Origin of the sequence: Steroidobacter sp. (assembly GCF_036406195.1) — a bacterium.
Classification (GTDB): domain Bacteria; phylum Pseudomonadota; class Gammaproteobacteria; order Steroidobacterales; family Steroidobacteraceae; genus Steroidobacter.
The window spans coordinates 25449-44017 of record NZ_DASWVW010000019.1 but is presented as its reverse complement, the minus strand read 5'-3'; the positions used below and the strand labels follow the sequence as shown (position 1 = coordinate 44017).

Annotated in this window: 18 protein-coding genes; 11 read left to right on the top strand and 7 right to left on the bottom strand. The window is 62.9% G+C overall.

Features of this window, described 5'->3' with window-relative positions; genetic code table 11:
- Positions 1 to 27: 27 nt before the first annotated feature.
- Both VGE08_RS08290 and VGE08_RS08285 read right to left on the bottom strand, forming a co-directional pair.
- Complete coding sequence (locus tag VGE08_RS08290; RefSeq protein WP_331067394.1) at positions 28 to 1317, bottom strand: glutamate-5-semialdehyde dehydrogenase; 1290 nt, start codon at positions 1315 to 1317, stop codon at positions 28 to 30.
- A gap of 43 nt (positions 1318 to 1360) precedes the next feature.
- Positions 1361 to 1924: a DUF924 family protein gene (locus tag VGE08_RS08285; RefSeq protein WP_331067393.1), complete on the bottom strand. Its 564-nt coding sequence runs from the start codon at positions 1922 to 1924 to the stop codon at positions 1361 to 1363.
- 97 nt (positions 1925 to 2021) lie between these two features.
- On the opposite strand from VGE08_RS08285, the gene VGE08_RS08280 reads away from it, so the two are divergent.
- The 3 genes from VGE08_RS08280 (at position 2022) to VGE08_RS08270 (ending at position 5002) form a co-directional block, all read left to right on the top strand.
- The gene (locus VGE08_RS08280; protein WP_331067392.1) at positions 2022 to 3611 is read left to right on the top strand and encodes an alpha/beta hydrolase family protein; all 1590 of its coding nucleotides are present in this window, start codon (positions 2022 to 2024) and stop codon (positions 3609 to 3611) included.
- Between the two features lie 257 nt (positions 3612 to 3868).
- Positions 3869 to 4681: an SDR family NAD(P)-dependent oxidoreductase gene (locus VGE08_RS08275; protein ID WP_331067391.1), complete on the top strand. Its 813-nt coding sequence runs from the start codon at positions 3869 to 3871 to the stop codon at positions 4679 to 4681.
- A gap of 54 nt (positions 4682 to 4735) precedes the next feature.
- Positions 4736 to 5002, top strand: a complete 267-nt coding sequence (locus VGE08_RS08270; protein ID WP_331067390.1) for a hypothetical protein — start codon at positions 4736 to 4738, stop codon at positions 5000 to 5002.
- Positions 5003 to 5105: 103 nt separating this feature from the next.
- Here the strand turns inward: VGE08_RS08270 and proB are convergent, their stop codons facing one another.
- The gene (proB, locus tag VGE08_RS08265; RefSeq protein ID WP_349258663.1) at positions 5106 to 6251 is read right to left on the bottom strand and encodes a glutamate 5-kinase; all 1146 of its coding nucleotides are present in this window, start codon (positions 6249 to 6251) and stop codon (positions 5106 to 5108) included.
- Positions 6252 to 6444: 193 nt separating this feature from the next.
- Between proB and VGE08_RS08260 the strand changes: the two genes are divergently transcribed.
- From VGE08_RS08260 to VGE08_RS08225, 8 genes are all read left to right on the top strand, one after another.
- Positions 6445 to 6786 carry a DUF6763 family protein gene (locus VGE08_RS08260; RefSeq protein WP_331067388.1) on the top strand — a complete coding sequence of 114 codons (342 nt, stop codon included), beginning with the start codon at positions 6445 to 6447 and terminating at the stop codon, positions 6784 to 6786.
- A 337-nt stretch (positions 6787 to 7123) separates the two neighbouring features.
- Positions 7124 to 8200 (top strand): acyl-CoA desaturase, encoded by a 1077-nt coding sequence (locus VGE08_RS08255; RefSeq protein WP_331067387.1) that lies wholly within the window; start codon positions 7124 to 7126, stop codon positions 8198 to 8200.
- Between the two features lie 34 nt (positions 8201 to 8234).
- On the top strand, positions 8235 to 9539 hold the full coding sequence (locus VGE08_RS08250; protein WP_331067386.1) for an NAD(P)/FAD-dependent oxidoreductase: 1305 nt from the start codon (positions 8235 to 8237) through the stop codon (positions 9537 to 9539).
- A 39-nt stretch (positions 9540 to 9578) separates the two neighbouring features.
- A complete protein-coding gene (locus tag VGE08_RS08245) occupies positions 9579 to 10376 on the top strand; it encodes a DUF1365 domain-containing protein (protein WP_331067385.1) in 798 nt (265 codons plus the stop codon).
- The gene (locus VGE08_RS08240; RefSeq protein ID WP_331067384.1) at positions 10373 to 11632 is read left to right on the top strand and encodes a cyclopropane-fatty-acyl-phospholipid synthase family protein; all 1260 of its coding nucleotides are present in this window, start codon (positions 10373 to 10375) and stop codon (positions 11630 to 11632) included. The genes VGE08_RS08245 and VGE08_RS08240 overlap by 4 nt, the downstream gene beginning before the upstream one ends.
- A 12-nt stretch (positions 11633 to 11644) precedes the next feature.
- Positions 11645 to 12109: a hypothetical protein gene (locus tag VGE08_RS08235; RefSeq protein WP_331067383.1), complete on the top strand. Its 465-nt coding sequence runs from the start codon at positions 11645 to 11647 to the stop codon at positions 12107 to 12109.
- Positions 12110 to 12208: 99 nt separating this feature from the next.
- A complete protein-coding gene (locus VGE08_RS08230; protein WP_331067382.1) occupies positions 12209 to 13624 on the top strand; it encodes an FAD-binding oxidoreductase in 1416 nt (471 codons plus the stop codon).
- Between the two features lie 202 nt (positions 13625 to 13826).
- Positions 13827 to 14759 carry a DUF3187 family protein gene (locus tag VGE08_RS08225; RefSeq protein WP_331067381.1) on the top strand — a complete coding sequence of 311 codons (933 nt, stop codon included), beginning with the start codon at positions 13827 to 13829 and terminating at the stop codon, positions 14757 to 14759.
- Positions 14760 to 14910: 151 nt separating this feature from the next.
- On the opposite strand, the gene VGE08_RS08220 is transcribed toward VGE08_RS08225, so the two are convergent.
- From VGE08_RS08220 to VGE08_RS08205, 4 genes are all read right to left on the bottom strand, one after another.
- Positions 14911 to 16947, bottom strand: coding sequence for a PhoX family phosphatase (locus VGE08_RS08220; protein ID WP_331067380.1), 2037 nt, complete (start codon positions 16945 to 16947; stop codon positions 14911 to 14913).
- A gap of 74 nt (positions 16948 to 17021) precedes the next feature.
- A complete protein-coding gene (locus tag VGE08_RS08215; protein ID WP_331067379.1) occupies positions 17022 to 17222 on the bottom strand; it encodes a hypothetical protein in 201 nt (66 codons plus the stop codon).
- A gap of 69 nt (positions 17223 to 17291) precedes the next feature.
- Positions 17292 to 17651 (bottom strand): hypothetical protein, encoded by a 360-nt coding sequence (locus VGE08_RS08210; RefSeq protein ID WP_331067378.1) that lies wholly within the window; start codon positions 17649 to 17651, stop codon positions 17292 to 17294.
- Positions 17652 to 18012: 361 nt separating this feature from the next.
- Positions 18013 to 18438 carry a hypothetical protein gene (locus VGE08_RS08205; RefSeq protein WP_331067377.1) on the bottom strand — a complete coding sequence of 142 codons (426 nt, stop codon included), beginning with the start codon at positions 18436 to 18438 and terminating at the stop codon, positions 18013 to 18015.
- Positions 18439 to 18569: the final 131 nt, after the last annotated feature.

Genomic DNA, 18569 nt, shown 5'->3' with positions numbered 1-18569 from the left:
ACGTTGCTTCGCGCGCGTGAGACGTAATCAGGGCCGGATCTGGCCAGCCCCGCGCACCACGTACTTGTAACTGGTGAGCTGCTCGACGCCGACCGGGCCGCGTGCATGGAATTTATCGGTGGAAATGCCGATCTCCGCGCCCATGCCGAATTCGCCGCCATCGGCGAACTGAGTCGATGCGTTATGCAAAACGATGGCGCTGTCGACGCCACTCAGGAAGCGCTCGGCCGTGGCGGCATTGCCCGTGACGATGGACTCCGTGTGAGCCGAGCCATACTTCGCGATATGCGCGATCGCATCGTCCACGCCATCGACGACCTTCGCTGCGATGATGGAGTCCAGATATTCCGTGCTCCAATCCGCCTCGGCAGCCGGCACCACGCGCGCATCGAGGCGCTGTATTGTTTCATCGCCACGCACTTCACAGCCGGCATCGAGCAAGGCTTTGAGCACGGGCTCGGTCGCGCTGCTGCCGCGATCGAACAGCACAGTCTCGGCGGCTCCACAAACCCCCGTGCGCCGCAGCTTGGCATTGAGCACGACATCACGCGCCATGCTCACATCCGCCTCTCGATCCACATAGACATGGCAATTGCCATCGAGGTGACCGATCACCGGCACGCGCGCTTCGGCCTGCACTCGCTCGACCAGGCTGCGGCCGCCGCGGGGCACCACCACGTTGATGAATTGAGTCATGCTCGACAGCATGTAACCGACAGCGGCGCGATCCGTGGTCGGCACGATTTGAATCGCCGCCTCGGGCAAGCCCGCGGCACGCAAGCCAGCCACCAGGCACTCGTGGATGGCCTGGCTCGAACGACTGCTTTCGCTGCCACCCCGAAGAATCACGGCATTGCCCGATTTCAAACAAAGCGCGCCGGCATCGGCAGTCACATTCGGCCGGCTTTCGTAAATGATGCCCACGACACCCAGCGGCACACGCACGCGCTCGATCTTCAATCCGTTCGGCCGCGTCCAGCTGGCGATGACGCTACCGATCGGGTCCGGCAGAGCGACAATCTCCTCGATGCCCCGCGCCATGGCCTCGACGCGCTGCTCATTCAAGATCAGTCGATCGCGCAACGCGGGCGAAATGCCTTTCTGGGCGGCCTGCTCGACATCGGCTCGATTGGCCGCCAGCAATTCGGCACGGCGCTCGCGGATTGCGGCGGCAGCCGCGCGCAGGGCGGCGTTCTTGGTCTCGGTGCTGGCCTGAGCCAAAGCCTTCGCGGCGTCCTTGGCCGCGCGGCCGAGGCCTTGCATCAACTCGGCGATCGCGGCGCTGTCGGACTGTGTAGCGGGAGTGGGAGCGTTCATGAGTCGATTCTAGCGGCAGCGGCCCCGGGGACAGAAGCGTCGGCTACACCAGCGGCGCTTCCGTGGCGAGAAATTCCAGCTCCTCGGGCGTGGATTGCCGACCGAGAATGGCATTTCGATGAGGAAACCGGCCGAAGCGCGCGACGACATCATAGTGATGGCGCGCGTACTTCAAACCATCCGGACTGCCCAACCCGGTGAACAAGCGCAGCGACTCGGCCTGCGCGGCCCGCTCTTCGCTGTGCATGAAGGGCAAGTAGAGGAAATTCCGTTGCGTCGTGCTCAACGAACGATCCTTGCCACTTGCAACGGTCGCGCGTGCCAGCGAGAGCGCAAGGGCATCCGTTGAGTAAGCTTGTGGCGTCCTGCGAAAGATGTTGCGAGGGAATTGATCGAGCGCGATCACTGCCGCAAGCAACGTGCGCGCATCGGCTTTGTCAGGATCTGGCGGATTGTTCTTCAGCGCCGCGTGCAGCGACCCGAATCGGTCTCGGCACATTTCATCGACCTGCTGACTGCTGCCGAACCAGTCCCGAGCCGTCAGCTCTTCGAACCAGAAACGCAGCACCTGCTCGACCCAGCCTTCGGGTAATTTTTTCGAGGACACGGTCAGATCCGTGCTCGCCGGAAATTTTTCATGATCCACCGATCCAGGTTCCGCTCTCACGCATTAACACCTACGCACGGCAGAGGATATATGAGACATGGCGACAGGGTTCAGATTTCCAGGCTTGAAAGTATTCGCAGTACTTGGCTGCGTCGCCTTGCTTGCGGCATGCAGCAACAACGACGATGACGACAATGGCGATGCCGGCGCAGGCGACCCGCCTCCGGCCGAACCCGCGCCCACCGCTGGAACGCTGATCGAGTCTCCGCCGCCGCGACTCACCTCTTTGACCGCCGCCGATCTGATCAATGCGGTGAACGTGAGCTCGGTAGGCCAGCAGATCCTGGATCTCATCGTCGATCCGGAGTGCGGTGTCGACGTGCACCAGATTCGCTACAACACACTCGATCCCGTCGAACAGGCTACGACTGCTTCTGGCGCGCTGATGATTCCGACTGGCACCAATGCCGCATGCCAGGGCGCACGCCCGATCGTCGTGTACGCGCACGGGACCGCGGCCGAGAAGGCCTATAACATCGCGGATCTTTCCAATCCCGACAACGCCGAAGGTCTGTTGATTGCCGCGACGTTCGCCGCTCGAGGTTATATCGTCGTCGCGCCCAACTACGCCGGCTACGACACATCCGAGCTGACCTATCATCCGTATCTGCACGCCGGGCAGCAGGCCAAGGACACGTACGATGCTTTGACAGCCGCTCGCAGCGCGCTGCCGACAAGCACGGCGCCGACTGTCACCGATGATGGGCGTCTATTCGTCACCGGCTACTCGCAGGGTGGCTACGTCGCGATGGCGGCGCATCGCTTGATGCAGACCAATGGTGTGGCCGTCACTGCCTCGGCGCCGATGTCAGGACCGTATGCACTCGCGGCGTTCGGCGACGCCGTGTTCCAGGGTCAGGTCATCGACAGCGCGCCACTGCTGGTGAGCTGGCTGATGACGACCTATCAACGCATCTACGGAAACATCTATTCGGCGCCCACCGATGCATTCGAAGCGCAGTATGCGACCGGCATCGACGCGTTACTGCCGACCACGGGCACGCGCGGGGCCCTGTACGACCAGGGGCTACTGCCTCGCGAGCAACTGTTCAACAGCACACCGCCCGACCCGGCGTACGCAGCCTATACACCAGCCACCACGCCTGCGGATCTGGCGCATGTATTTGCCCGAGGCTTCGGGACCGCGCCGTTGCTCACCAACACTTTCAGAGCCAGCTATCTGCAGGACTCGCTCGCCACCCCGGACGGCGGCTTTCCAACCTTCACCGACGGCATGCCCGCCACCGCTCCGGCCCATCCGCTGCGCATTGCGTTCAAGGCGAACGATCTGCGTAACTGGAGTCCGACCTCGCCGGTGCTGCTCTGTGCCGGACATGACGACCCGACCGTCCTTTATATGAATACAGACCTGATGCAACGCTACTGGGCCAACGCCGGCGTCACTGCCGGGATTCGCGTGCTGGACGTCGATGACGACCCGTCGCTCGGCGATGACGATGCGACGCTGAAGCTGGCTTTCAACGCCGCCAAAGCATCCGTCGTCGCCGCCGCTGTGGCGGGTGGTGCGAGCGATGGCGGCGCCGCGGCCGTTGCCGAGGCTTATCACAGCACGCTGGTGCCGCCGTTCTGTCTCGCGGCGACGCAGTCCTTCTTCGATGGCTTCTAACTGGAGCGCCTATGGCGCGGCGGTTGGCGGTTAGCGGTTGGCCAGAATGGCTGGTCTTGGAACCCCAACCGCTATCCGCTAACCGCTGTCGGCTCTGCTGGCACTCGCACCGTCGTGCCATTGCATTAATCCGCACTCCCGCACACACTCATTGGTCGACGGACGACAGTCCGAGCTGCTCCTGGGCGCGGCTCGCTGCAAGTTCCGATCTGCAAGAGACGCTCCAAAAAAATACCGGACAAGAACGCAGGACTCCCATGCGCATCCCCAACCCCGCCGTCGACGGTCAACTCAAAGGCAAAGTCGCGCTGGTCACCGGTGCCGCCAGCGGTATCGGCCGCGCGAGCGCACTGATATTCGCGCAGGCAGGTGCCGCCGTCGTGGCATTGGATCGTGCGGCCGAGGTGGAAGACACGGTTGCCGCCATTCGCAAGGACAACGGGCGCGCCGTGGCCCTCTGCAAGGACTCCTCGCACGAAGAAAACATTGCCGATGCCATCGATACGGCCGTGCGTGAATTCGGCGCGCTGGATGTTTGTTTTGCCAACGCCGGTATCAGCGGCGGCCTGGTGCCGCTGCACGAGCAGACGCCGGAACACTGGCTCGAGGTGCTGACCATCAATTTGATCGGTACCTTCCTCGCCGTGAAGCATGCGGCCAGAGTCATGGCGCCGCGTAAGCGCGGCTCGATCATCTGCACGGCATCGGTCGCGGGCTTGCGCTCGGGCGCGGGCGGCTCGCCCTACAGCGCCAGCAAGGCGGGGGTCATCAGCCTGGTGCAAACCACGGCGGATCAGCTGGCCGGCAGCGGTGTGCGCATCAACGCCATCTGCCCCGGACTGATCGAAACCGGCATGACCAAACCCATCTTCGATCAAGCACGCGCGCGCGGCACGGACAACAAGATCGGCCAGCTCAATCCGCTGCGGCGCGCCGGAGCACCCATCGAGATTGCCCGCACGGCGTTGTTCCTGGCCTCGGATGCTTCCTCCTACGTCAACGGCCAGGCGCTCGCAGTGGACGGCGGATTGTCCAGCTCGCACCCCATCGTGCCACCCCGGATTCCGTGAGGAACCGCCGAGGCCAGCGAAGCGTCTGGAAGGGGGACACGATGGAGGATCACCATGCGCGACGCGCGCGAATTTGACGACGACTTCGGCCGGCCGCGGCACAGCCGCTCGGTATTCGGCGCGGTCGAATCGGTTTTGTTGCTGGGCGCATTGGCCGTGATCGCCTCACCCGCGATCAAGGGGATCGCGCGGCGCTATCGGGTCCGCAATCCCGCCGCGGCGGACAGTGACCATGTCGATGAGTCTCTCAAAGAGACGTTTCCCGCCAGCGATCCGCCGGCATCGCGCTTCGTGGACATTCCGTCGAACCGGAGGAATTGACCGGCCGAGCCGAGCAGCAACAAAAAACTGAGCGCAATTCTGGCGCAGTGAAGTTGTTGTAAGACTTGCATGTATTCCCTGATGCTTTCGACCCGCCGAGGTTTCAGCGAGTGAGCACCAGGTCGTCGCGATGGATCATCTCGTCGCGCCCGTGAAATCCGAGCAGCGCCTGAATCTCGCTCGACTTGCGTCCCAACAATCGTTCGGCGTCGGTGCTGGAATAGGCGACCAGGCCGCGCGCGATTTCGTTCCCGGATTCGTCGCGCACGATCAGGGCATCGCCGCGTTGAAACGGACCCACGATGCGAGTGACGCCCGCCGGCAACAGACTCTTGCCCCGGCTGAGCGCAGCGGCGGCGCCCGAATCGACATACAGCTCGCCAGCGGGTTGCAGCGTGCCGGCGATCCATTGCTTGCGCATGGTCGCAGGGCTCGCGGATGGATAGAACCAGCTGCAGCGCGCGCCCTCTTCGATCCGGCGTACCGGGTGCAACTCGCGGCCCAGCGCCACGCACATATGACAACCTGCACCGACCGCGATTTTCGCCGCGGTGACCTTCGTAGCCATGCCGCCGGTGCCGACCGCGGATGCCGAGCCGCCAGCCATGGCTTGGATTTCCGGAGTGATCGAGCGCACCTCGGGGATGAACTGCGCACCAGGATCGCGCGTCGGATCGGCGGTGTACAAACCGTCCACATCCGATAAGAGGATGAGGCAATCTGCGCTGATCATCTGCGCCACGCGCGCCGCCAGCCGGTCATTGTCGCCATAACGAATCTCGGCGGTCGCCACGGTGTCGTTCTCGTTGATCACCGGCACCGCGCCCAGCTTCAGCAATGTCCGAAGAGTATTGCGCGCATTCAGGTAGCGGCGGCGCTGTTCGGTATCGCCGGGCGTGAGCAGGATTTGCGCCACGCTGAGCTGGTGCTCCTCCAGGACTTCGGTCCAGGCGTGCGCCAGGCGGATCTGGCCGACCGCCGCGGCCGCCTGCTTCTCCTCCAGCTTCAACTTGCCCGGCGGCAGCCCCAATTGCCGCCGTCCCAGCGCAATCGCGCCCGAAGACACCAGCAGCACCTCCTGGCCCCGCCGACGCAGGGTGGCGATGTCGGCCGCCAGGGTGGCCAGCCAGTCACGCTTGAGCGCGCCACTGGCACTATCTGCCAGCAAGGCGGAACCCACCTTGATGACAATACGTCGTGCCTGCAGCAGCGGCCGGGCGGAATCGGGAACTTGCGACGGCGGCGTCATGGCTTGGAGAACCGGCTTGAGCGTCATGGCACGAAGTGTGAAAGGGCGCGGCAGTGTAGGCAGCCGCCGAATCCTCGTCCATCCGCCCCGTGGCAACCGCACGGGGGGCTGTTTCACTCACTTGGCAGTCTTGGAGAATGCCCCTAATATTCCGCCGCCGGTGAGCACACCGGTCCCGTCTTGAGGTGTTTGCGTGGCCAGAGATTACGACCCGGTCCAGGGAAAATGGTACGAGGATCTCGAAGAAAACGAGGTCTTCAAAGTGCTGTCCGTGGATCCCGACCAGGAGCTGGTCGAGGTGCAATACGAAAACGGCGATATCGAGGAGATCGACCTCGATACCTGGCACGAGCTCGACCTGGAGCAGGCCGAGGAGCCCGAGGGCTGGGCCAGCGACGATGAAGATGACGACGAAGAAGAAGACGAAGACGAAGACGAGGACGATTGGGACGAGGACGAAGACGATTGGGACGACGAGGACGAAGACCTCGACGAGGATGACGACGACGACTACAACGATCGGGACGACGCCTGAGCTGGCGGCGTTTCGCCTCCCTTCTCCCTAGCCTCCGCCCCTTCGCATAGACGAATTCACGACCGCGCCGTTCCGACCGGCGCGGTCGTTACCCATCCTGCTTCCGCCGCGCGGCCCTGAGCTGGCCGACCCCGGCCCCCGGTCCACGACCCGTTGTCGCCACGCTCCGACAGGTGCGTTTGGAAACACGGGGAATCAGTCTGGGGGTCACCTGCTTTCTTCCTGTCCTGGAATTGCGGGATTCCCCCAAGCGCACGCTCGCCCGTCCCTACCGCCAGGCAAGCATTGAATCCGCAGCTCGCCGCTCATGCGAAATCCGTTGCGAGGACGCATGAGTATGAGCAATCACCCTGAAGTCGCGCAGCCGCTGAGTCCGGCAAAAGTCACGCCGTTTGACGGGCCGGTCGAAACCGCAACGGCCGACTTCGGCAAGCGGCCCGACGCAACCGCCTCGGCCGGTTTCGGCAAACAGCAGGGAAAGCTGCTGACCAGCCTGACCAGCTGGCTCGACGCCGGCGCGGGCCTGGCCAATTTCGACAATGCCAAGATCGACCGCGTCGACTGGCTGCGCGTGATTCCTTTCATCGGCATGCACATCGCCTGTCTCGCCGTGCTCATCGTCGGCGTGAGCCCGGTTGCGGCGCTGGTGGCGTTCGGCCTGTACGTCATCCGCATGTTTGCGATCACCGGTTTTTATCACCGCTACTTTTCGCATCGCTCCTTCAAGACTTCGCGCGCCGGCCAGTTCGTGTTCGCTCTGCTCGGCGCCTCCGCCGTGCAGCGCGGCCCGATCTGGTGGGCTGCGCACCATCGTCATCACCATGCCTTCTCCGACACCGAGCAGGACGTGCACTCGCCGGTGCAACGGGGCTTCCTGTGGAGCCACATGGGTTGGTTCCTGTCACGTCGGCATTTCCAGCCCGACCTGTCCCGCGTGCGCGACCTGCTGCGCTTTCCCGAGCTGAAGCTGCTCGACCGCTTCGACATCCTGGTACCGGTGGCGCTGGCGGTGGGCTTGTTCTTCCTGGGCGCCGCGCTCGAGCGCTACGCGCCGGGCCTGCACACCGATCGCTGGCAGATGCTGGTGTGGGGCTTTTTCGTTTCCACGGTGGTGACCTATCACGCCACCTACACCATCAATTCGCTGTGTCATCGCTTCGGCAAGCGCCGTTACGAGACCAGCGACGACAGCCGCAACAACCTGTGGCTGGCGCTGCTCACTTTCGGCGAAGGCTGGCACAACAACCACCATCACTATCCGGCGTCGACGCGCCAGGGGTTCTACTGGTGGGAGATCGACCTGACGTACTACGGGCTGCGAGTGCTCGCGCTGCTCGGCATCGTCTGGGATCTCAAGCCGGTGCCACGCGAAGTGCGCGATGCGCGCACCCGCGTGCATGCCAAAGCCGAATAACAACAAGCATCCATAACTTTCGGGACAGGTCCATATGCGCATCGCAGTCATCGGCGCCGGCATCGCAGGCTTGTACGCGGCCTGGAAGCTGAGCGGCCAGCACGACGTTACGGTGTTCGAAGCGGGCAACTATCCCGGCGGCCACACCAACACCGTCGACGTCGAGTGGCAGGGCAAACACTACGCGGTCGACACCGGCTTCATCGTCTTCAACGACTGGACCTATCCGAACTTCATGGCCATGCTGCGCGAGCTCGGCGTGGAGTGGCAGCCGTCGAACATGAGCTTCAGCCTGCGCTGCGAGCGCACCGGCCTGGAGTACAACGGCACTTCGGTGAACGCGCTGTTCGCACAGCGTTCGAACCTCGTCAGCCCGTCGTTCCTGCGCATGATCTACGACATCCTGCGTTTCAACCGCGAATCGCGCGCCTTACTGAAAACCAATGACGACAAGCTGACGCTTGGCGAATACTTGCGCAACAACGGTTATTCGGAATCGTTTGCAGAGCGCTACATTCTGCCCATGGGGCGCGCCATCTGGTCTGCCGAGGCGGATGCGATGCTGTCGTTCCCGGCGCGCTTCTTCGTAGATTTCTTCGAGCGCCACGGCTTTCTCAACATCGACAACCGTCCGCAATGGCAGGCGGTGAAAGGCGGTTCGCGTGAATACGTGCGCAAGCTGATTGCTTCGATGAAAGCTGACGTGCGCTTGTCGACGCCCATCGAAGGCGTGCGCCGCCGGTCGAATGAAGTCGAGGTCTGCACCCGACGAGGCGAGGTGCATCGCTTCGATCACGTATTCATTGCGTGTCATAGCGATCAGGCGCTCGACATGCTGAGCGATCCGACTCCTGCCGAACGCGAAGTGCTGAGCGCATTTCCGTATGCAGCGAACGAAGCCATTCTGCACACGGATACCTCGCTGCTGCCGCGCCGACCGCTGGCACGCGCCGCGTGGAACTATCACGCGCTGAAGAATCCGCAGCAGCCGGTCGCGCTCACGTATGACATGAACATCCTGCAGACGCTGGACGCGCCCACCAAGTTTCTGGTCACGCTCAACCACGCGGATGCCATCGACAAGAGCAAGATCGTCCAGCGCATCGCCTATCACCACCCGGTGTATCTGCCGGCAGGCGTTGCCGCCCAGGCGCGGCATCGCGAAGTGAACGGCGCTCGCCGCACTTACTATTGCGGCGCCTATTGGCGGTACGGCTTTCATGAAGACGGTGTCGTAACCGCGATGCGCGCGCTCGAACACTTCCAGTGGGACATTACTTCCCGCAGCGAACCTGGCGCCGAACCCCAGGTCGCGCCGGTCGCCGCCGGCGCGGCTTGACCATTCACTAGTCACCAGTCACTAGTCACTTCTGATCTCATGCATAGCTGCATCTACAACGGCTCCATCCGGCACCGCCGGCACGAGCCGGCCGGTCATCAGTTCCGTTATGAACTGTTCATGATGTATCTGGACCTGGCCGAGCTGCCACACCTGTTCGATCGCTACTGGTGCTGGTCGACGCGGCGGCCCGCGTTCGCGCGCTTCAAGCGTTCCGACTATCACCACACGCTCGAAGACAGCGACGATGCTCACGGCGAGCTGAGCCTGGACGAAGCAGTCCGCCGCACGGTGACCGCGCAGACCGGCCGCAGGCCGGATGGCCCGATTCGCCTGCTTACGCACATGCGCTACTTCGGGTACATCTTCAATCCCGTGTCGTTCTACTACTGCTTCGACAGCAGCGGCACCAAGGTGCAGACCATCCTGGCCGAGATCACCAACACGCCGTGGAAGGAACGTCACGCGTATGTGCTGCCAGTCTCGGCGGCCACGCGCAACGACAATGTGTTGCGCTTCGAATTCGGCAAGGAATTTCACGTCTCGCCGTTCTGGCCGATGGAGATGAGCTACGACTGGCGCTTGAGCACGCCCGGCGAGCAACTGCGCATTCACATGGACAATCTGCGGCACCAGGACGGACAAACCCGTCGCGTGTTCGACGCGACACTGACGCTGCAGCGCCAGGAAATTTCCAGCGCCGCGCTGTCGCGCGCGCTGCTGAAGTATCCGCTCATGACGGTCAAAGTTTCCGGAGCGATCTACTGGCAGGCACTGCGCCTGTGGTACCGACGCACGCCGTTCTTCACTCATCCGAAGTGGACCCCGACGCCATGACAACAGCAAGACCGTCGATTCTGCCCAACACCCCCGCCCTGGTAGCCAACGACTCGTGGCTGCAACGCACTGGCCGCGATGCGCTGCTCGGGCAATTGAAACATTTGAAGCATGGCGAGGTCACGGTCGTCGAAGGCGGTCAGGTGCATCGCTTCGGCAAGCACACTCCGGAATGTTCGCTGTCCGCGACGGTGGACGTAGCGCATCCGCAGTTCTGGGCCGATGCCGCCTTCGGCGGCACGACTGGCGCGGGCGAGGCATACATTCACGGCCATTGGCGCTGCGATGACCTGGTCGCACTGGTGCGCATCATGGTGTTGAATCGCGAGATCATGCAGGGCATGGAAAGCGGGCTGGCGTTCCTCACCGCGCCGTTGCGCCGGATCTTCCATTGGATGAACCGCAACTCCAAGGATGGCAGCCGCAAGAACATTGCCGCTCACTACGACCTGGGCAACGAGTTCTTCCAGCTGTGGCTGGACGACACCATGGCCTACTCGTGCGGCATCTTCGAGACGCCGGAAGCCACGTTGGAGGAAGCCTCGCTGGCGAAGTTCGAGGCAGTGTGTCGCAAGCTGCAGCTCAAGCCCACCGACCACCTGGTGGAAATCGGCACCGGCTGGGGCGGTCTGGCGATCTATGCGGCCAGGAAGTATGGCTGCCGCGTCACGACCACCACCATTTCCAAGGAACAATATGCGCTGGCCAAGGAGCGCGTCGCCACCGCGGGCTTGAGTGACCGCATCGACCTGCGTCTGGACGACTATCGCGATCTTACCGGACAGTACGACAAGCTGGTGTCCATCGAGATGATCGAGGCCGTGGGTCATCAGTACCTGGATACTTACATCGCCAAGTGCGCCTCGCTGCTCAAGCCCAATGGCGCGATGCTGATCCAGGCCATCACCATCCAGGACCAGATCTACGACGACGCACTGAAGAGCGTGGATTTCATCCAGCGTTTCGTGTTTCCGGGCAGCTTCATTCCTTGTGTCACCGCCATCACCGATGCGGTGACGCGCGCCACGGACATGAAGGTCTATCACCTCGAAGACATCGGGCCGCACTACGCCACCACATTGCGCAGGTGGCGCGAGAACTTCTTCGCCAATATCGGCCAGGTGCGGGCATTGGGGTATCCGGAGGAATTCATCCGGCTGTGGGACTACTACCTGTGCTACTGCGAAGGCGGCTTCGCCGAGCGTCAGCTCGGTGACGTGCACATGTTGATGGTGAAGCCGGGCTGGCGCGGGTAAAGTTGCGGGCGCATGCTGCCGCTGCGCCTCGCCATCTTCGCCGCTGTTTTCGGTATCGCTCTGTCCGGGCTGTTCTGGCTGCTCGGCAACCTGGGCGAGCCGGAGCTGCTGCGCTCCAAAAAGGCCGTGGTGGTGAAGGGCTGCGATCCCATCGAAACCGAGGATGCAGCCCGGGTCTGCCCGCAGCTGTTCTGCCAGAAGTTCCTGCTCGACACGCGGGCGTTCGAGCTGCGCTACCGGTTTGACGTGACGGTCGACAAGCGCTCCGGAACGGAGCATTTGATCGGCGGCGTGGCCAAGCCGTTCGTTGCCAAGCCTGGCGATGGGCCACCGCGCAGCTTCGCATGCGTGCTGGAAGGCAAGCAGGTGGTTGCGGGCCGGGCGCTGCCGGCTGCGGAACTGGCGGAACTTGCGGAGCAGGACAGCTGGCAGGAGCTGACGGCCGACGCGGCCAATGCTGAAGCCGCCGGCCACTGACTCACCGAAACACTGATCTGGGCCTGCATCTGGGCTTGCATCTACGCTGGGCAGCGCAGCCGCTGCGAGCGCCGGCCTTTGGCGTTAAGCTTGCTGGCCATGACCATCAGCACTTCCCTGCTCGCCGAGCTACGCCGCGTCGTCGGGCCTCAGGGCTATCTGGATCAAGCGGCCGACATCGAACCCTTCCTCGTCGACCATCGCCAGCTCTATCGAGGCGCCACGCCGCTGGTATTGCGCCCGGACAGCACGCAGCAGGTCTCCAACATCATGCGCCTGTGTAACGAAGCGCGAGTCGGCGTCGTGCCGGTCGGCGGCAACACGAGTTACTGTGGTGGCGCAACGCCCAGCGAGGACGGCTCGCAGATCGTGTTGTCCCTGTCACGCATGCGGCGCATCCGTTCGGTCGATCCACTGAACTACACCTTGATTGCCGAAGCAGGCTGCGTGCTCGCGGAAGTGCAAGCCGCCGCCTCCTCGGTCGACCGATTGTTTCCAATGAGTTTGGGATCGGAAGGCTCTTGCCAGCTCGGCGGCAACCTGTCCACGAATGCTGGCGGCACCGCCGTGCTTCGCTACGGCATGATGCGCGATCTCGTTCTTGGACTGGAGGTCGTGCTGCCGGACGGACGTATCCTCGACAGCCTCAAACCCCTGCGCAAAGACAACACTGGATACGACTTGCGCGATCTGTTCATGGGCGCCGAAGGCACCCTCGGCGTGATCACCGCGGCAGCATGCAAGTTGTTCTCGCGACCCGCCTCGTCAGTGACCGCGTTCGTCGGTCTCGCCGATCCTCAGCGTGCGGTGGACTTGCTATCCCGATTGCGCACGTTTACCGGTGACGCGGTCTCGACGTTCGAGCTCATTCCGCGGGCCGCGCTGGAACTGGTGCTCGAACACATTCCCAACACCGCCAACCCGCTGGACCAATATCACGACTGGTACGTGCTGCTGGAAATCGGCATGGGCCGGCACGATGAAACGCTGCGAGGCGCCATCGAGTCGGAGCTGGCCGACGCCATGGAGCAAGGGCAGATCAGCGACGCAGCACTGGCCAACAACGAGTCGCAGCGGGAGATGTTCTGGCGCCTGCGCGAGAGCATTCCCGAAGCCCAGCGCCGCATCGGCGCCAGCATCAAACATGACGTTTCGGTAACGACCAGCGAGCTGCCGCGCTTCATCATCGCAGCGTCCCGCCTGGTGCGCGAGATTTCGCCGCAAGGTCGTATTGTTTCCTACGGTCACCTGGGCGACGGCAATCTGCATTTCAACGTCAGCCGCCCCGCCGGCGGCGACGATGAATCGTTTTTGCGGCTGGCACCGAACATAAACCGGGCCGTGCACGACCTGATCGCACGCTATGGCGGCAGCATCAGCGCCGAGCACGGCATCGGCAGGCTCAAGCGCGAGGAGCTGGTTCGTTACAAACAACCGGTGGCGCTCGAAGTCATGCGCGCCATCAAACAGGCGCTGGATCCCAACGGCATCATGAATCCCGGCAAAGTGCTGTAGGGAGGATTGCCACACCATTCATGTCCAGGAGGACCGCCCATGACGACGCGTCGAAAAATGTTCGCCACGCTGCTCGTCATCTGCTGCTGGGGAACGGCAGGGGCGGCCGAGCAGCGTGAATGGCATCATCCGGGCCTGCTTCGCGGGCGCGACCTCACGCCTTTTGGTTTGTTTCGTCTCGACATGCTGCCCCGCGCACACCGTGGATGCGCGGCAGGACAGCTGGGCATTCGAGATTCTCACCGCTTACCAGAACACGTTCGTCATGAGCGACAACGTGCGCGGCTATCTCGAAGCGCGCGGCGTGGGCCGGCAGGCGCTGAGTCAGGAGGATGCGGACGCAATCCTGAACATGCCGGGTGACGCCTACTACGTCGATGGCGAAGTCGGCTTGATCGATGTCGTGTTCCACAAGCGCCTGAGCTCCTGGTGGACCTCGTACCTGAGCATTCCATACATTGGCTACGGCCGCGGCGTGCTCGACAGCACGATCGAGTCCTTCCACGATGCCATGGGATTCAGCCAGCAAGGCCGCGACCTGGTCGCGCGTAATCAGTTTCAGATGGTCTATAACATCCGTGGCGCGCGACTATCCCAACTTGCGCAGTCGCGCGGCGGATTTGGAGATCCCGTGCTGGGTTTGCGCTATTCGCTGCCTGAGCCGCGTTACGGCTGGGATGTCGTGTTCGAGCTGGCGGCGAAGTTCGCGGTCGATGGCGAACGTTTCCTGTTGTCTACGGGCCGTGATGATTACGGTACGCAGCTCACATTGCAAAGAACGTGGGGACGACACGCGTTGTATCTTGCCGGCAGCGCAGTGTATTACGCCGGCGGACCTGAGACGCCGGCCGACGAGCACCAGATCATTCCGACGGCGCTATTCGGGTATGGCTTCGGCATCACGCCCAGCACCACCACCATCCTGCAGGCGTATGCCAGCCGCAGCACCGTGCAGGATGCGCGCGATCTCGAAGAGCTGACGGAGAACAAATATCAGCTCAGCGTCGGCTTGCAGCAACGGGTCGGTGACGTGCAATGGAGCCTGGCGGTAACGGAGAACATTTCCAACTTCGGCAACACGCCGGATATCGGCGCGCAACTGGGGCTCGCGTATATTCCGATTGGCCGGCGTTAAGCATCCCCCCTCACCCCAGCCCTCTCCCAAAGGGAGAGGGAGCCAAGCGATAATTCTTGCCCCTCTCCCCTTGGGAGAGGGGTTGGGGTGAGGGTCCTGGGAAGAGAGGTTGGGGTGAGGGTCCTGGGGAGAGAGGTTGGGGTGAGGGCGCTCAGCCGCCGATGACACCGCCACCCTCTTTCCGAATCGCGATCACGCTCGCCCGCGGCTGACTGTCTCCCCCGTCGGGCCAGTGGCTGCGCGGTTCGGCAGTGCTACCACCCTCACCGGGATGCTGGATGCTGATGAACAGAGTTTCGTCATCCGGCGAGAACTGGCAGCCGCAGACTTCACAGCCCACCGGGCCGCTCATGAACTGCTGCAAGCGGCCGCGATTCGGGCCCACAGTGGGCGTCACCCAGCAACCATTGTTGCTACCGTCGGGCTGTGCGCCATCGGACACCATCCATAGATTGCCCGCGCGATCGAAGCCGATGTTGTCTGGGGAAGCGATGGCGCTCAGGTCCGCGGCATTGGCATAGCCAGCGTAATACGCACTGTCGCTCTTCAACTCATTCATGTCAGTGATCAAGCGCCCGCCCGAAGGGTCGCCCGCCAGCAGGAACACTTCCCAAGAGAACTCCAGCGACGTGTGATCCTCGCCGTCTTCGGTGATCTCGATGATGTGGCCGTTCGCATTCGCGCTGCGCGGATTGGCTGCGTTGGGTGCGCTGTCGATTTCTCGTCCGCCATACGTCATGGTGCCTGGCTCGACAGTGCGGCTCTCGTTACGTGTGCACGCGATGTAGATGCGGCCGGTGGTTGGATTTGCTTCAACGTCCTCGGGGCGATCCATCGGTGTCGCACCCAACAGGTACGCGGCCATGCGAGCTTTGATGAGCACGTCGGCCTGGTCGCGAAACCCGGCTGCGGCATTCAGCGGCCCTTTCGGATCGAACACCAGCGGCAGCCATTGGCCCTTGCCGCTCGCGTCGAAACGCGCTACGTGCAGCGTGCCTTGATCGAGCAAGTTACGGTTGGCCGCGCGGTTCTTCGCATCAAAGCGTCCGTTCGAGATGAATTTGTAGACGTACTCGAACTTGTCATCGTCACCCATGTACACGGCAACCTGGCCGTTGCCCGCAATCACCGGGCTTGCGCCTTCATGGGCGAAGCGCCCGAGCGCGGTCCGCTTGATCGGAGTGCTGGTCGGGTCGAGCGGGTCGATCTCCACGATCCAGCCGAAGCGGAACGGCTCGGTCGGCGTCGTCGCCAGATCGAACCTCGCGTCGGCGATGTCCCAGTTGTACAGCGATTGGTTTTTCCACATGCGCCAGCGGCGATGCGACTCCACGATGAAGGGGTCGACATCACTGCGCGCCTCGAGCTGGTCCAGATTGGCGAAGTAGTCCTGAATGTTCTCTTCCGCGGTGAGATAGGTACCCCACGGCGTCTCGCCGCCGGCGCAGTTCGCGAATGTGCCAAGAGCGCGCTCGCCGGCAGGATCATTCTTCGTTCGCATCAACGCCGTACCGCGCGCGGGCCCACCGATGCTGATTGGCGTATCCGCGGTGATTCGGCGATTGAAACGCGAGTCCTTCACGAATTTCCAGCAGCCGCGCTCCCGCTTGATTTCGACGATCGACACTCCCTGAGCGGCTTTTGCGACGGGCACGACCTGCGGATGTTTCTTTACGTAGTCGCGGCTCGCTCCGCCACGGATACCCCGAAAGCCCGGATGACCTGGAAACATCAGCGCATCGTCCGTGTACTCGTTGTTCACGCACAGCACGCCGTGATCGCCGCGCCCCTTCAACGGGAAAAAATGAATCGCATCGCAGTTCTGGCCGAACTGGTTGCGCTGATGTTCGGCGGCGTTGGGCTCGAGCAGCACGCCGGCGTCGAGTCTTGCTGCGTCGAGGTCGGGCACCTTGGAGGTCAGACTCTCGCCCCACCGAATCAGCACATCGTGCGTATAGCCGGGCGGTAACACGATGGCATCGGCGCTGCTGCCACGGATCGGCTTGAATCCCAGCTGCGTGGCCTTGGAAGCTCGTGCATCCGTCGGCGCGAACAATGCCGAGCCCACCATGGCCCCGGTCACCATCGCCGGCGCGATCGCGGCGCCGGCTTGCAACACACGTCGGCGAGTCAGCCGTTGCGCGAGCAGGTCTTCGAAGAATGGAGCATCGGGAGCGCGGCGGGTCATGAGCGTGGATCGGCAGGCTACGACTGATGGCTGCAGCCTACCGCAATTCCGCCGGTCTCCGTATTACAGTGCGGTTATTGCCCGGCCGCCTGCGAGAGCAATTGCAACCCGCTCTGCTTTCGGAACCACTCGACCTGCTGCTGGAAGTAGCCGTCTTCGTAGCTCACGACATGGCGTTCGCCGTCGTCCTTTTCTTCGAAACGCAAGATGCCGTGCTCGGCGTCGGGATAGACGAAGTACTCGATGGGCTTGCCGGCGGCTTGCAGCTTGCGCAATGCGTCGACACTCCACTGCGTCGGCGCGCTGGAATCCTTGCCGGTCCTGATTCTGTGCCGGCTATTGGCTCACGGCCCACGGCGGCCCGTGACCATCATCCACTCCACTCCCGCCGGCATCAGCTGCCCGGGCGGCGCATATCGGAACGTGCCAACCCAGGCGGTCAACGCCTGCTGTACACATGCCGGGCTCGCAGGTGCTTGAATGTTCCCTGTGTGCCCATCACTCAGCACCGTGAACTCGACGAAGTAACTTCCACTCGCCTCGCAGCCCTCTGCCAGCGTCAGCGGCTGCGATTCAAGCAACTTCAACTCCGGCACCGGCGGCGCGGATGATCCCACCGGCGCTGTCTGGCAACCCGCCAACGCGATCGCTCCGAAAGAGACAGCGGCGAAAGCGAGGCGTCGGTGAATACGGTACGAGAACATTGTCATCACTCCCTCGGATGCTTCATCTCAAAGTTGAGCTACGCATGACTTCAAAGAATCGCCTGCAGTCCCTTGTTGGCGATGACGTTCAACAGCTTGAGCGCCCGCCGCGTGCAGCGTGGCCAGGTCACCACGCAGGCGCTCAATGATCTTACCCACAGGCAACCTCCAACAGAACACCCCTTGCCAACGCCTTAGCCAGACCCGCAGCTTCAGACTCAGAAATACCCTGCCCACGAACTGCAAGGCTTTCCGAACAGTCGGCGGCCGCATCCAGATTGGATGCGGCCGCACCGTTGATGCGCCTTCCTGCGCCCTCTGCCGTCCGTCTTAGACTCACCGACAGCGGGCGCTCAGGTCGTCAGGCCAGATACACGGGCGTCGGCTCCCTTACCCGATACGGCTCATGGCTCGCCGGTCCGCCTTCGCCTTCCTCTCCATTGCCGTGTGGTCGAAGCGCCTCGATCAAGGGCCGCAGGTTCACGAGATCCAACTTGACTGTCGCCTCGTTAACCCAGTCCTCCAGCGCCTTCGCCACTTCCGCGTGCATCACCGCGTCATCGTCATCCGAGTACAGCAATACGTCGGACAAACAGTGAAGCGTTGCGCGGATCTGCATCAGCAGCGTTCTCACGTTCTCGACTGCTTCTTCCAGAGTGCGCGGCGGCGTTGGTGGGCTTGGCGGATCGCCGCCGCCGAGCGGCGCTGCGATCGGTGCCTCGGGAGTGGTCGTGGATTGATTGCGTCGTGAAATGCGTGGCATGGAAGTATCATCGCTAGTAGCCATGTCATCCTCCTGTTTAGGGTGATCTGGTCAGGCGTTCGGCGGTGGTGACACGCCGTCGAGCGCCGCCTTTGTGCATTGAACTCACTCGCTCCAAATGACTTCGGGGGCCGCTCGAAAATTACAGGATGGTT

What these genes read in the sequence shown, in the direction of transcription:
- VGE08_RS08250 (WP_331067386.1), top strand. Translation starts at nt 8,235, where the DNA reads ATGCGCATCGCAGTCATCGGCGCCGGCATCGCAGGCTTGTACGCGGCC.
- VGE08_RS08245 (WP_331067385.1), top strand. Translation starts at nt 9,579, where the DNA reads ATGCATAGCTGCATCTACAACGGCTCCATCCGGCACCGCCGGCACGAG.
- VGE08_RS08210 (WP_331067378.1), bottom strand. Translation starts at nt 17,651, where the DNA reads ATGTTCTCGTACCGTATTCACCGACGCCTCGCTTTCGCCGCTGTCTCT.
- VGE08_RS08290 (WP_331067394.1), bottom strand. Translation starts at nt 1,317, where the DNA reads ATGAACGCTCCCACTCCCGCTACACAGTCCGACAGCGCCGCGATCGCC.
- VGE08_RS08220 (WP_331067380.1), bottom strand. Translation starts at nt 16,947, where the DNA reads ATGACCCGCCGCGCTCCCGATGCTCCATTCTTCGAAGACCTGCTCGCG.
- VGE08_RS08280 (WP_331067392.1), top strand. Translation starts at nt 2,022, where the DNA reads ATGGCGACAGGGTTCAGATTTCCAGGCTTGAAAGTATTCGCAGTACTT.
- VGE08_RS08275 (WP_331067391.1), top strand. Translation starts at nt 3,869, where the DNA reads ATGCGCATCCCCAACCCCGCCGTCGACGGTCAACTCAAAGGCAAAGTC.
- proB (WP_349258663.1), bottom strand. Translation starts at nt 6,251, where the DNA reads ATGACGCCGCCGTCGCAAGTTCCCGATTCCGCCCGGCCGCTGCTGCAG.
- VGE08_RS08240 (WP_331067384.1), top strand. Translation starts at nt 10,373, where the DNA reads ATGACAACAGCAAGACCGTCGATTCTGCCCAACACCCCCGCCCTGGTA.
- VGE08_RS08205 (WP_331067377.1), bottom strand. Translation starts at nt 18,438, where the DNA reads ATGGCTACTAGCGATGATACTTCCATGCCACGCATTTCACGACGCAAT.
- VGE08_RS08255 (WP_331067387.1), top strand. Translation starts at nt 7,124, where the DNA reads ATGAGCAATCACCCTGAAGTCGCGCAGCCGCTGAGTCCGGCAAAAGTC.
- VGE08_RS08270 (WP_331067390.1), top strand. Translation starts at nt 4,736, where the DNA reads ATGCGCGACGCGCGCGAATTTGACGACGACTTCGGCCGGCCGCGGCAC.
- VGE08_RS08235 (WP_331067383.1), top strand. Translation starts at nt 11,645, where the DNA reads ATGCTGCCGCTGCGCCTCGCCATCTTCGCCGCTGTTTTCGGTATCGCT.
- VGE08_RS08230 (WP_331067382.1), top strand. Translation starts at nt 12,209, where the DNA reads ATGACCATCAGCACTTCCCTGCTCGCCGAGCTACGCCGCGTCGTCGGG.